11 protein-coding genes are annotated in these 13,900 nt (G+C 39.0%); 4 read left to right on the top strand and 7 right to left on the bottom strand.

Annotated features, from left to right (window positions below):
- Positions 1-161 precede the first annotated feature (161 nt).
- Positions 162-2,747: a phosphoenolpyruvate carboxylase gene (locus AC07YT_RS12860; RefSeq protein WP_086548504.1), complete on the top strand. Its 2,586-nt coding sequence runs from the start codon at positions 162-164 to the stop codon at positions 2,745-2,747.
- Positions 2,748-4,001: 1,254 nt separating this feature from the next.
- Here the strand turns inward: AC07YT_RS12860 and AC07YT_RS12865 are convergent.
- The 5 genes from AC07YT_RS12865 to AC07YT_RS12885 form a co-directional block, all read right to left on the bottom strand.
- Positions 4,002-4,250, bottom strand: coding sequence for a DUF6952 family protein (locus AC07YT_RS12865; protein WP_010599336.1), 249 nt, complete (start codon positions 4,248-4,250; stop codon positions 4,002-4,004).
- Complete coding sequence (locus AC07YT_RS12870) at positions 4,250-4,558, bottom strand: thioredoxin family protein (protein ID WP_025141703.1); 309 nt, start codon at positions 4,556-4,558, stop codon at positions 4,250-4,252. The genes AC07YT_RS12865 and AC07YT_RS12870 overlap by 1 nt, the downstream gene beginning before the upstream one ends.
- Positions 4,559-4,572: 14 nt before the next feature.
- Entirely contained in the window at positions 4,573-5,205 is a 633-nt protein-coding gene (locus tag AC07YT_RS12875) for a peroxiredoxin (RefSeq protein WP_025141704.1), read from the bottom strand.
- A 407-nt stretch (positions 5,206-5,612) separates the two neighbouring features.
- The gene (locus AC07YT_RS12880) at positions 5,613-7,997 is read right to left on the bottom strand and encodes a S9 family peptidase (RefSeq protein ID WP_494945344.1); all 2,385 of its coding nucleotides are present in this window, start codon (positions 7,995-7,997) and stop codon (positions 5,613-5,615) included.
- Between the two features lie 180 nt (positions 7,998-8,177).
- Complete coding sequence (locus tag AC07YT_RS12885) at positions 8,178-9,365, bottom strand: hypothetical protein (RefSeq protein WP_086548506.1); 1,188 nt, start codon at positions 9,363-9,365, stop codon at positions 8,178-8,180.
- A 188-nt stretch (positions 9,366-9,553) separates the two neighbouring features.
- Between AC07YT_RS12885 and AC07YT_RS12890 the strand changes: the two genes are divergently transcribed.
- From AC07YT_RS12890 to AC07YT_RS12900, 3 genes are all read left to right on the top strand, one after another.
- Complete coding sequence (locus tag AC07YT_RS12890) at positions 9,554-10,951, top strand: aldehyde dehydrogenase family protein (RefSeq protein WP_086548507.1); 1,398 nt, start codon at positions 9,554-9,556, stop codon at positions 10,949-10,951.
- Between the two features lie 109 nt (positions 10,952-11,060).
- The gene (locus AC07YT_RS12895; RefSeq protein ID WP_086548508.1) at positions 11,061-11,585 is read left to right on the top strand and encodes a YfiT family bacillithiol transferase; all 525 of its coding nucleotides are present in this window, start codon (positions 11,061-11,063) and stop codon (positions 11,583-11,585) included.
- Positions 11,582-12,058, top strand: coding sequence for a DUF6265 family protein (locus AC07YT_RS12900; protein ID WP_086548509.1), 477 nt, complete (start codon positions 11,582-11,584; stop codon positions 12,056-12,058). Before AC07YT_RS12895 ends, AC07YT_RS12900 begins: the two co-directional genes overlap by 4 nt.
- 1 nt (position 12,059) lies before the next feature.
- On the opposite strand, the gene AC07YT_RS12905 is transcribed toward AC07YT_RS12900, so the two are convergent.
- Together AC07YT_RS12905 and ygiD are read right to left on the bottom strand one after the other, a co-directional pair.
- Positions 12,060-12,779 (bottom strand): heavy-metal-associated domain-containing protein, encoded by a 720-nt coding sequence (locus AC07YT_RS12905; RefSeq protein WP_086548510.1) that lies wholly within the window; start codon positions 12,777-12,779, stop codon positions 12,060-12,062.
- A gap of 282 nt (positions 12,780-13,061) precedes the next feature.
- Positions 13,062-13,889, bottom strand: coding sequence for a 4,5-DOPA-extradiol-dioxygenase (ygiD, locus tag AC07YT_RS12910; protein ID WP_494945345.1), 828 nt, complete (start codon positions 13,887-13,889; stop codon positions 13,062-13,064).
- Positions 13,890-13,900: the final 11 nt, after the last annotated feature.

The raw sequence follows: 13,900 nt of genomic DNA on the forward strand, positions 1-13,900 counted from the left end.
TGCCCTTAAACATTGCAAATGTTCTTACTTAACCACATAGTGGCCAAATAAGATTCTAAAATTAAAATTTATTCTACAATTTTCCAAATTGTAAGCCTTAGAATTTTAATACCTTATGCATTTTTTGTAGTATTACGGTATACAAAACTATTGCATAAGCTATGCCTAAACTTCGTTTAACTACGCAACGAGAATCTATTTTTAATAATGAGGTCATCTCAAAATTCGAACTATTTAACAGTTTATTTCTCACCTTGCCTTTTTACAAAATTAAAGACACCGGAACCCTGCTTCCGCTATTTTTTAAGAGCTGTGAAGAAGGCATTGCAAACGGAGAAAAACCTGCACAGATTATCGAAGAATTTTTCGCCAAGTATACCAGTTATACCGAGCGCAAAGATATTGTTGACCTGCTCTTTCGTTTTATCCAGTATATCGAACGTCAGGTGGTACTCTTTGATGCCGTAGAAGATGCTTCTTTTACCAAACTCAATACGACTGACGAGCAGAGTACACTGGCATTCATCTTAAAAAAGAATGCCGATAACAAACCCGTGTTATCAAAAATTGAGAAATTGATTGATGAACTTTCGCTTCGTTTAGTTCTAACTGCACACCCAACCCAGTTTTATCCGGGAAGTGTATTGGCCATTATTACCGATTTAACCAAAGCCATTCGTGATAACGACCTTACTTCGATGAACTCGTTATTGCAGCAATTGGGTAAAACGCCGTTTTTTAATAAAAAATCGCCAACACCGGTTGATGAGGCCTTAAACCTTGCCTGGTTCCTGGAGAATACATTTTACTTTGCTGCTGCGAACATACAGGAAGAGATCGATCAGAACCTGGATGAATACAACCTGGAAACCAAGAAAATTTTAGAGCTGGGTTTCTGGCCAGGAGGCGATAGAGACGGAAATCCGAACATTCATGCCGATACCACCCTGGAGGTTTCTAAAATGTTGCGCCAGATCCTGTTCCGTTGTTATTACCGCGATTTCAGGGTAATTAAACGCCGCATTACTTTTAGAGGCGTTGAAGAGAATATCGCAAAACTACATGATGTATTGTATCTGAATGCTTTCGATCAAACTTGCGAGCTCCATGATATTTCTAACGAGTTAAGGGATAACCTAAATAAAATTAAGGAAACATTGCTGGCCGAACACGATGGTTTATTTGTTGATTTGGTTAACGATCTGATCCGTAAAATAGATTTGTATGGCAACTACTTTGCTTCACTTGATATCCGTCAGGATAGCCGTGTGCTGAGGAATGTACATGCTTACTGCCGCGCCAATAAACCAATATCTTCTTTATATCCTGCTGATTATGATAAGCTATCAGAAGCAGAGAAATTAGCTTTAATTTCTTTTAAAGAGGCAACCATTGTTTACGCAAGCGAGCCCGATGCCCTGACAAAGGATACAATCGAAGTAATCAAAGAAATTAAAGGCATTCAAAGCCGTAATGGTGAAAAAGCCTGTCACCGTTTTATTATCAGTAATTGCCAGCAAGCAAGCGATATTTTGCAATTGATTGAGCTTTTCCTTTGGAATGGCTGGAGTAAAGAATCCTTAACGATTGATTTTGTGCCGCTTTTTGAAACGGTTAACGATTTAAAAGGAGCCGCGGCAATTATGGAAACGCTTTACAGTAATCCATTTTATAAAGCCCATTTGGCCAGCCGTGGAAATAAACAGCATATTATGCTTGGTTATTCTGACAGTACCAAAGATGGTGGTTATTTAATGGCCAACTGGTCTATTTTTAACGGAAAAACCTCTCTATCGGCTGTTGCTGCAAAACATAATATTCAATTGGCCTTTTTTGATGGCCGTGGAGGACCGCCTGCACGTGGCGGAGGTAAAACACACCGTTTTTACGCTTCAATGGGTAAAGAAATTGCCAATAAAAACATGCAGTTAACCGTTCAGGGACAGACAATTAGTTCACAATACGGATCTGTAGAAAGTGCAGAATTTAATATCGAACAATTAATCAATGCCGGATTAACCTCTGGATTGAAAGAGAAACACAATATTCTTTTAGATCCTGAAAATAAAACCCTGCTTGATGAGATGGCTGAAGAAAGTTATAAGGTTTTTGTCGATTTGCGTGAGCATCCGTTATTTGTGAGTTATTTAGAAAAATTGTCTCCTTTAAAACTTTTGTCGCAGGCGAACATTAGTAGTCGTCCGGTAAAAAGAAATGGTGGGGGTGAGATGAAACTCGAAGATTTAAGGGCTATTAGTTTTGTTACGGCCTGGAGTATGCTGAAACAAAACGTTCCTGGTTTTTATGGAATGGGAACAGCGTTGAAAAACCAGGAAAAAGCTGGTAATTGGGATAAAGTAGTTAAAGTTTACCAGGACTCTGATTACCTGAAAACCATTGTAGATAACTGTATGATGAGTATGAGCAAATCAGACTTTACCATTACGGCGCATTTAGCCGCAGATAAAGAATTTGGTGCTTTTTGGACTCAACTACACAACGAATTCGAATTAGCGAAGGAGATGCTTTTAAAACTCTCCGGACAGCCAACATTAATGGCGAATTATCCGGTAGATAAAAAATCGATCGCCACCCGCGAAAAAATTATTTTACCACTGGTACTCATTCAGCATTTTGCTTTAGAGAAACTGCAGCACAATCAGAACGAGAAAGACCAGCAGGCTTTAGAAAAGCTTGCAGTAAGAACGGTATTTGGTATTGTAAATGCAGGTAGGAATTTAGCTTAATATTTAAAACGAAGCTCCAGGTTTCATAAAACTGCGATGTTTTAAATATAATCCAAGGTCAGTGTCCTCACAGACCTTTTTTTGTTAGAAATATTCGGGCGTCACCCTGAATTCAGTTCAGGGTCTTAATAACAGGAAAGATGCTGACCACGTAGTAGCTACAAGGCAATTGAAAATACTATTTCTACTTGTAAAATAAATTCAGCATGACGAGAAGTAAAAAAACAAGCAAAAATCCCTCGCTGATTTTTTCATCAACGAGGGATTTTTCGTTAGTCGGGATTTGCAATCCCGATTTAAGAGTAAAGGATTTGTAATCCTTATGAGAGTGGATTATAAATCCAAAGCTCAGAGGTCGGGATTTTAAATCCCGACCAACATAATAAGTTAAAATATACTCCAAGGTCTGTGTCCTCATAGACCTTTTTATAATGAAGAAGAATGTTTCAAGCTATCAGGGTTAAAATATCTTTTTCTAACAGGTTTTGTGAAATAAAAGATCAGTGTAAAGAAGTAAAATAGAAATGGCGAAAGTTGAGCAAAATAACAAATGCGTTTGATCCGTATGTTTTCATAGCAGAAATAACACGTTCTAAACCCAAAATCCATTCTTGTTGCATCACTTGCTGTAGGTGCATAAACAAATAAGTCATAAAGGCCATAGACGCATAATAAAACCATAAATAGCCACGATAACCAGTTACGATGAAAGAACAAAAGGATAATAAATAGCAGTAATGAAATATGAGATCTGTAAAAACGTAGCTCATGATTCGCAATCATCATGAGTTCCATTAATATGATGCCGCCGAAGATTATTGTCCAAGACCATTCTCCTATTTTGAGCAGCGTGTTCATAATCTAAAAGTATCAATTAAATTTTAATCATGCTCACTCCATTTTGTTGGATTGTTACTGCGCTCAGCATGACAAACCTGGCCACATAAACCTGATGGAAATGGCAGCTCCTGATTTTTTAATCGGGACTAAAATGTACAGCAGGACTACCTTAACCGATGAAAACCGAACCTTGCTTTTCAAAAAAAAGATTCAAGACTTAATAGGTATTTATGTTTTAATAACAGGAAAGATGCTGACCACGTAGTAGCTACAAGGCAATTGAAAATACTATTTCTACTTGTAAAATAAATTCAGCATGACGAGAAGTAAAAAAACAAACAAAAATCCCCCGCTGATTTTTTCATCAACGAGGGATTTTATATTTCGAAAAAGCCAGATTAAGCTTTAAGACGATTACCGATCAATCGAACCCATTACCTTTTGGCCGAAAGCATTTAATGCATCCTTTTCGGCAGCACCTTCGCTTACCATTTGATGTACTTCTAAGGCACCGCAAATATTGGTAATCATTTCGCCTGCAACATCAACTTCGTGTTCGCTAACCCCTCTAAACTCACAGAAAGCCTCTAAAACCTCAAGAGTTGTCTCCAGTTGTGCCGGAGTGGTGTTTTGAAATAATTGTCTTATAACCGGAATCTTCATTACTTTATCTTGTTAAATAGTTCAATTAAACCTTCTGCTTTGTTGGTTTGCACCTGATCTACCAAGCTACCGCCTTCAAAAGCTGCGAAAGTTGGTAAATTATCAACGTTTGCAAATTTGCGTGAGTTTGGAAGTTTTTCGGCATCAACAATCAAGAAAGCTACATCTTCATTTTCTGAAGCCAGTTTTTTAAACTTCGGTTTCATGATCCGGCAGTTTCCGCACCAGGATGCAGCATACTGAACCATTACCTTTGAGTTATCGGCTAAATACTGTTGAAGATTGTCTTCTGTTAATTCTAAAAACATAACGTTTTATTTAATTAGTTAGCAGCTAAATATTCAGCTACGCCAGTTCTGTTTGCGTTCATCGCTTCTTTTCCTTCTTCCCAGTTTGCAGGACAAACTTCGCCATGTTTTTGAACGTGCGCATAAGCATCGATTAAACGTAAATATTCTTTAACGTTTCTACCTAGCGGCATATCGTTAACACTTTCGTGGAAAACTTTACCAGTTTCGTCGATTAAATAAGTCGCTCTGAAAGAAACATTTGATCCTGAGAAAGATTCATTTCCTTCTTCATCGTAGTTAACTTCCTGATCTAAAATATCTAAGATGCCAGATAGTTGTCTGTGTGTATCTGCTAAGATTGGATAAGTAACACCTTCAATACCGCCGTTATCTTTCGGTGTATTTAACCATGCGAAGTGAACTTCGTTTGTATCGCAAGATGCACCGATTACAATTGTATTTCTTTTTTCAAACTCAGGTAAAGCAGCTTGGAAAGCGTGTAATTCTGTAGGGCAAACGAAAGTAAAATCTTTTGGATACCAGAACAATAACACTTTGCTATTTTTGTTTACAGCTTCTTCAAATACATTGATTTTCAAGTCATCACCCATGTCTGACATTGCATCAATACTAACACTCGGGAATTTTTTACCTACTATTGCCATAATTTTTTGTCTTTAATTTTGTGCTGCAAAGGTAAGGCTAAAACAGATGTCAATCAACCCCGATTCACTAATTGTTAATTGTATTTATTGATAACGATATAGATGAAAACTATATTGTGTTTAAGATGTATAGTCGGCTTCTATTCAGAGGTTTTGGAAATGAATGAGGGATGCTTTTAACGTCTGCAGTCCCGCCATCCGTTACTTCCGATGAAGAATCGGAATCACTGCTGTCGGGTTTATTTAACAAAAACCAGTGGTTATTGGGGTAGTATTATATCTGGCGCTTTATGACCCACCCCCTTCCTAAAACAGGAGGGGAGTAGGTGATTAGAACCCGAATAACTTAATCAGGAAGTCTTTATGGTAGTGTCCAGCTCCCCTCCTCAAGGAGGGGTTGGGGGAGGTTACTTCTTCAACGTATTCTCATACAGTTTAAATATCCTTTTATACTCATCTGTCCAGCTGCTGGGCTCAATAAAGCCGTGATCTTCAACAGGGTAAACGGCGAGTTCCCAATTGTTTTTGCCTAGCTCTATAAAACGTTGGCTAATGCGAACAATATCCTGAAAATGAACATTCACATCAACCATTCCGTGCGCCATTAAAAGGTTGCCTTTTAACTTATCAGCAAAATAGATAGGAGAACTTCTTTTGTATGCAATCGGATCGTTAAATGGTTCGTTTAAGATGTTTGAAGTATAACCATGGTTATAATGTGCCCAATCGGTAACCGAACGTAAAGCGGCGCCGCTTGCAAAAACATCTGATTCGTTAAACATGGCCATCAAGGTAATAAAACCACCATAAGAGCCGCCATATAAACCAACATGCTGAGGATTAACACCATATTTTTCAACCAGAAACTTAACGCCATCTACCTGGTCGGTTAAATCTTTTCCACCCATGTGGCGGTAAATGCCTGTGCGGTGATCGCGACCATAACCAGAACTTCCGGTATAATCGATATCGATTACTGTGTAGCCATTATCAGCCAGTAAATTATTGAACATAAACTCGCGGAAGTAAGTGCTCCAGCCAAAGTGAACGTTTTGAAGATAACCTGCACCGTGGACAAAAACTACAGCAGGATGGTTTGGATGCGGATTATCTGATTTATAAACCCGCGCATACACATCAGCACCATAACGGTTTTTAAAGCTCACCATATCCGGTTGACGCCATTTATAAGAATTGAATTCGGCAGAGGTAGATTGCGTGATTTTCTCCGCTTTGGTACCCACCTTATTCGGCTGAAGATACAACTCACCAGGTTTATCCATAAAGGAATAATTGATGGCGATGTATTTTTCATCAGGAGAGAGGGTAATCTCATTCAAACCTTTCATGGCGGTAATCTGAACAAGTTCACCACCGTTTACACTGATTTTATAAAAATTTGTAATGCCGGGGTGCTCTTTATTTGTCTTAAGATAAAATGTACTCTTGTCTTTAGAAAGTTGAACAGATTGTACCTCCCATTTGCCAGAGGTAAGTTGTTTCTTATCGCCAGAGGCAATGTTGACCGTATAAAGGTGAGAATATCCTGTAGCTTCGCTTTGGTAATAGAAACGGTTGTTATCTATCCATCCGCTATTGCCCTGGTAAAAACCACTAATGCCGGGACCACCTATCCAGGCTTCATCGCGCTGACGATCTATTAAAGAAAATTTACCAGTTAAGGCATCTAGCTTTAAAATCCAGCGGTCTTTATTGTCGGTAGAAGCTGCGACAACAATTGCCGTACTCCCATTATCATTCCAAAGCGGACCGAAAAAATTTACAGGCCGATCTGCATTTTTCTTTTTTAGGGTATCCAGTTCTTTTGGGTAATCTTTTAGGTAATCAGGCAGGTCTTTAATCCCTGGAATGGTTGATGTTTGAATATTATAGAGGGTATCTCGTTGGGTATCGTATATAAAACCCTGTGAGACATTTTCGTTTTCGCCAACCTTGGTTCTTCCCGCAATATCTTCCGTATAACCCGAAGAAGTAATATAGTTTGGAACAATAGTCCCGTGGTTATTCTGCGCCGGAGTGGTGAGCTTATACGTAATGAAGCGCCCATCCGGACTAATGCTTACGCCATTTAAAAATTTATCTTCGGTATAAAGTTCTTTCAATGGTTTGGTATCCCCGGCGGCGGCACCAGAACGGCCTCTTCCTGTCCTCGAACTGTTTCTGGTTTCAGCATTTCTCTTTTTAATGATATCGAACAGTTCGGTCTGCTGTGCTTTCAGCCATTTGTCCTGTTCGGTAACCGGTTTGATTTCTGGTCTTCCGGCTTTTTTGCCTTTAATAAAATTAGTTAATTGTTTGGTTTCGGCTGATTTTAAATCAACCTCAAATAAATTATCGCCCAATTGATAAACAATATTTCCATTGGTTAAAAAGAGCGGGCTACTTTCTCTTTCCTGTGTACTGGTTAAACGGGTTTCTTTATTACTTTTGAAATTCTGTAAGTAGATATCGCCGCTTTTTTCGGTTAAACCAAGTGAGCGATCAGTATTATAGGTGTAGTTTAAACTTAAAAGCTTTTCATCTTCCTTTTCTGCCGCTTTAACGGGTTTGGTAGAGGTTGCTGAAACTTTGAATAATTCTTCTTTAGCTTTATTTTCAGGATTCCAGTTAAAGTAAAGGGTTTTGCTATCTGCAGTCCAGCGGAAATTAGTTGGTGCAACGCCCATCCACTTTGGATCGCGCATGATCTTCTCAACGGTTAAAGGCGCTAATTGCTGTGCAAAAGCATATTCGCCCGTGCAAAGCAAAAGGAAAAGTAAATATTTCTTCATGAATTTTAGGTTTGGCTGCAATTTAGGGAATGGACACGCTAATTTTAGCAGGAAATGGAAATGTTACAACAACCTCACCCTCTGAACGGTATGCTTTATTGCAAAGGCTGTTCATTCCCTCTCCTTGAAGAGAGGGACACGAAATACAGAAGTAGCTGCATTAACTTACATAGGGTGAGGTTAACGGATTACCTGTCCGGTTCTATCTACATTCACTTTATCAAAAGGTTCGAGGTACTCGTTGATGATTACTGCAAATTCTCGTCTGGTTAATACCTTTTTAAGATCGTATTTAGCAACGAACTTGTAATTTTTGTTCCATTTTTTTTGCAGCTCCGTTTTGGTTGCCTCAACCGATTTATTACCCACATAACAAATCATGCCAATGGTATTTTCTAGCGTGATGGCAGTATTTTGATGGTCATCAAACCAGATCTGTGCCTTGTAATAATAATCTTTTATCGGCTGCTTAATTTCATCATAGGTAACCTCTTTTTCCGGATTGAAATAGGCCTTATTTTGTTTTATTTCGGCCTTAAGAATGCCCGTTACACCAACTTTTTGAATCGCTAACCAATTAGAATCGATCATTTTTACATCTTCAAAAGGCATCAACGCCTGTTTGTAACTGAGCAGTTCGCCCTGAATCCTTTTTAGGTTTGATAAGCTGGTTTTCGTATCGAAAAAAGCCGCATAAGCAGCGGTTGCACCAGCCGCAGGTCCGATTTCAAACTGATTGGCAGGAATATATAAAAGGTTTTCCTGATTTGGGAGGAGTAAGTTATACAAGGATAGAAAACCTGCACCATTTGAAGAAATACTGGCTATTGAGGTTCTGTACAGGTTTTCGTTATAATTTAACTGGTTGGAAGCAGCAGGATTTAAGCTTGTAATTTTTAATGCTGCTATTAATTTTTCAGGACTATCAGCTAGTACGAGAATTTTTGCCTTAACACTTTTGTCTTTCGTGAGTTTCACTTCCCAGCCACTGCCTGACCGTTTAATTTCGGTGTAAGGCGTGTTGTTGATTACATTCAGTAGCAGCGTACTATCTACTGTCACTTTTACCGGCTTCTTTTTATCTGCTTTTGGTTTTGGAGCCGCCAAACTTTTTTCATTTTCAATTTCCCTTTTTAAAAAAACCTGATAGAAAGTAGTCGCTGTTTCAGGCTTGCCCTCAGCAACTTTCTTAAGATCAAGTTGTTCTTTTTGCGTGAGGAGAATGGTTTTAACACCCGATTTGAACGATTGAAAAGATGCGGCATAGGCGGCATCACCACTGCCAATAACCAGCACATCTGTTTTTAGGGTTTGGGCATGTATAACCAGGGGAATTATGAATGCGAAAACAAAAAACAATCTTTTCATCTTTGAATATTAAAATTTGCTGCAATATGCTTTAAATGAATGAATTTTTAATGAAATGCATGCATTTTAACTAAATTTAACTCACAATTATAACCCGCTCGATTAAGCATTTAAGTTTCATATTATCTCACCAACCTTATATTTCCTTAAATTGTTTATATGGTAAAAATTGTGAACGTTTGTTAATTATGGAAGAACAGATAAAATCAGTTTTCGATTTACAGCAAAAACACAAATTCGAGCTGCGCAAAACCGATGCTAAAACCCGTATTGGAAAATTAAAATTACTGAAGCAAGCTTTAGAAAAAGCCGAAGAAGAGATATATGCGGCATTAGAAGCTGATTTGCGCAAAAATCGTTTTGAGACTGCAGTAACCGAACTGTTTTTCACCTACGCAGAAATAGATCATGCTATAAAAAAATTGCAGGGCTGGATGAAACCAAAATCTGTCGCCAGAACCATGAGTAATCTTTTCGCCAGTAACAAAATTTATTACGAACCCAAAGGTGTTTGCCTGATTATTGCACCCTGGAATTACCCATTGCAGTTAATCATGAGTCCGTTGGTTTCGGCAATAGCCGCAGGGAATTGCGTAATCCTGAAACCATCTGAACTGAGTGCCGCCACGGCGGACGTGATCAGTAAATTGATTTCAAATACTTTTGAGGCAGAAGAAATTGCCTGTTTTGAAGGCGATGCTGAAGTTTCTACCGCACTGTTAAAACTTCCTTTCGATCATATCTTTTTTACCGGAAGTACCGCAATTGGTAAGGTGGTGATGGAAGCTGCTGCAAAAAATCTTACCTCAGTTACCTTAGAGCTTGGGGGGAAATCACCAGCGATTGTAGATGAAACCTGCGATCTAAAAAAAGCAGCAGAGAAAATTGCCTGGGGTAAATTAGTTAATGCCGGCCAAACCTGTATTGCGCCAGATTATGTATTGATTAAAGAAAACATTTCGGCTGATTTTGAAATGTACTATCAGGCAGCAGTTCAAAAAATGTTCTTCAATGAAGCAGCAATTAACAAAAATGATTATGCTAAAATCATCAATATAAAACAGTTTCAGCGCTTAAATAAATTGATTGAAGAAGCCATTCGCGATGGTGCTGTATTGGCTTTTGGCGGAAAATCGGACGAACAAAATTTAACCATTACACCAACGCTTTTAACTTCTGTAGCTGAAAGTAGTGCAATTATGCAGGAAGAAATTTTTGGACCGGTTTTGCCAGTTATTACCTACCAAAACTTACAGGAAGCCATTGATGTTGTAAACCGGAAAGCGAAACCTTTAGCATTATATATTTTTTCAGATAGCACTACAAACCAGAATAAAATCATCAGCGAGACCAGTGCCGGGGGAACCTGTGTGAATGATGTGCTCGTTCATATCGGCAATCCGGATTTGCCTTTTGGTGGGGTTAACAATAGCGGTATAGGCAGTTGCCATGGTATTTTCGGCTTCAAAACTTTTTCGCACGAAAGGGCCGTGGTTTTTCAGTCAAAATTGGATTTAACCAAAATGATTTATCCACCATATGCATCAAAAATGGGTTTGTTGAAGTGGCTGAAGAAATTGATGTAGTTAGTGTTTTAATGTTGGAACGTTTGAAAGTTAACTCAACTTTACAACTTGTAACTTTCCAACTATTTATTTCTGGAATAAAATCGATAATTCTCCTTATTTTGGTATTATGGATATAGAAAAGCTTAAATACCCCATCGGTCAGTTTTCTATGCCTGAAATTTTCGATCAAAAACAGATTGATACCTGGATTTCGGAAATTGAGGCTTTGCCCGGGCAGCTTAAAAATGCGACAGAAAACTTAACTGATGAGGAATTAAATCAAACTTACCGCCCTGAGGGATGGACCTTAAGGCAGGTGGTGCATCACATTCCTGATAGTCACATTAATGCTTACATCCGTTTTAAACAAGCCATTACGGAAGATATTCCCGTAATCAGACCGTATTACGAAGAACGCTGGGCCGAAACAGGGGAGGCTAAAGGCGGCGACATCAAACTGTCTATCGATTTGTTAACGGCGTTGCACCTGCGCTGGGTAGCTTTTTTGAAAACATTAAAACCCGAAGATTACCAAAGGAAATATATTCATCCTGCCCTGGGAAAAGAACTTAGCTTAGCAAATATGCTGGGTATGTATGCCTGGCACGGAAAACACCATTTGACACACATTACAAATACAACTGTAAAATGAAAAGAACCTACTTCAGTTTCGTGATGCTAATCCTGATTTGCTTTTGCACTCATGCGCAAGTGCAAAAAGCGCCATTAAAAACTTTTGCTTTTGTACTAGGCTCGTGGGAAATGCAAACGCCGAAGGGAAAAATTGTAGAACAATGGATTCAAAATCCGGATAAAACCCTGAACGGCAAAAGCTATCGAATAAATGCTAAGGGCGATAGTTTGCTTACAGAAAGCCTTCAGATCAGAAAGATCGGAAAAGAGACTTTTTATTGCTCAACTGTAACCGGACAGAACGGAGGAAAAGAGACTTGTTTCAAATTGATCTCGACCAAGGATAAAATCTATATTTTCGAAAATAAAACGCACGATTTTCCACAGCGAATAGTCTATCAAGATCAGGGCAAAGCTGAAATGCTCGCCTGGATTGAAGGCGAGCTTAATGGTAAAAGCAGGAAATCGGAATTTAGGTATAAGCGGCAATAGCTTACATCAAAATCAGCATGGCTGTACTCATCGCAATCATGATCGCATCCTCAACAATGGTTACGGTGCTCATGGGCAGGTTAAACACAGCACCCAAACAGGCACACTGAATCTTTTTCTTATTTAAAACACTTTCCAAAACACCAAGGATGCTTATTGTCATTACAATCAGCGTAACCCAGTTTACAGTGACAGGAGATAAGTTTAAAGCAAAAGACAATCCTAATCCAAGCTCGATAAAAGCATAGATATAACCCCATGCGCTGAATTTTTTAGCAACAATGTCGTACATGGCATAACTTTCTGCAAAAGCTTTCAGGTTAAGCATTTTAAAGAAAGAGAAGGTAAGGAAGAATCCGGCCATGAATATGCGCATAAATACCATAAAATTAATGCTGTTTCCCTGCCAGGAGACTACAAGTGATATGGCAGTAACGTATCCAAAAATTAATAAAATGGGTTTATAAGTTTCGGCCCACGATTTTGCTTCTTCTAATGTTTCGTTGTGATGGGCTGCAGAAATCTGATATTTACTATCTGATCCGCCCAGGGCTTGTTGAAGTGTATCTAAGCTGATGTGTTTATCCATACTAATTGTAGCCGAATTGGTGTCTTTCGAAACTTCGACAGCGGTTACATCTGGTAAAACGAGCAGGTTACTTTTTACTTTATTTTCGCAACCGCCACAGGTCATGCCGGTGAGTTGATAGGTGTGTGTCATGATTAAAATCTTTATACAAATTTACCGCTTCATAGGGCCATAAGCGTTACAGAATAATCATAAAGTTTTATAGAATTTTAGTGTACTGAATGCTGTGAATAATCGTCGTTTCGAGCAAAACCAAAAAGTCTATGTATCTCCTTTCTCTATGGTAGAGAGCGTTATTTTGTTTTTCATCATTAAGGAGTTAAGAAAATTAAGGTTTCAGGTAAAAAATAAGTTCTGTAACGATCTGTTCCTCCCTAAACCCTAAACCCTAAACCCTAAACCCTAAACCCCTGCTTACCCCACCAAAACTGAGGTCATGGTTAACGAACCACCAACCGCTTTATCATTAAAGAAAGAAACTTCTTCTTTATCGTTTTTCATGCCAAGCGTATAAATTAATGGTAAATAATGCTCTGGGGTAGGGATGGCCAGCATCGCATCGGTACCCAAGTTTCGATAATTAATTAAAGGTTGATGATCGCCGTTTGCAATTAAATTTTTAAACTTATCGTTCATCTCTATTGCCCAATCGTAACCGCCACCATTAATCATTTCCCAGCTCAACATGCGCAGGTTGTGTACCATATTTCCGCTACCGATAACCAATATCCCTTTTTTGCGGAGGGCATAAATTTCTTTAGCAATTTCGTAATGCTGTTCAGGAGATTTGGTATAATCGATGCTGAGTTGTAAAACAGGAATGTCTGCGTTAGGATACATATGTTTAACAACTGTCCAGGTGCCGTGGTCCAAACCCCAATCGTGGTCTAAACCCACAGGAGTGGAATGGATTAAATTTGGTATTTCAGCGGCCAGCTTTGGATCGCCGGGCGCAGGATATTGAACATCGAAAAGCGCTTGTGGGAAGCCCCCAAAATCGTGGATGGTGCCTGGAAAATCCATCGCGGTAACAAAAGTGCCATGAGTGTACCAATGCGCCGATACCACCAGCACTGCTTTTGGAACAGGGATATTCTTGGCCAGCTCTGCCCAACTCTGGCTAAACTCATTGTTCTCGATACCGTTCATTGGCGAGCCATGACCGATAAAAAGCGTTGGCATTAAATCCGTTTGAGGCAAACGCTGAGTGAAGTTCCTGAATTGTGACAGTGCAGACATCATGTTGTGGTTGG

Source organism: Pedobacter sp. GW460-11-11-14-TSB4 (assembly GCF_059423705.1).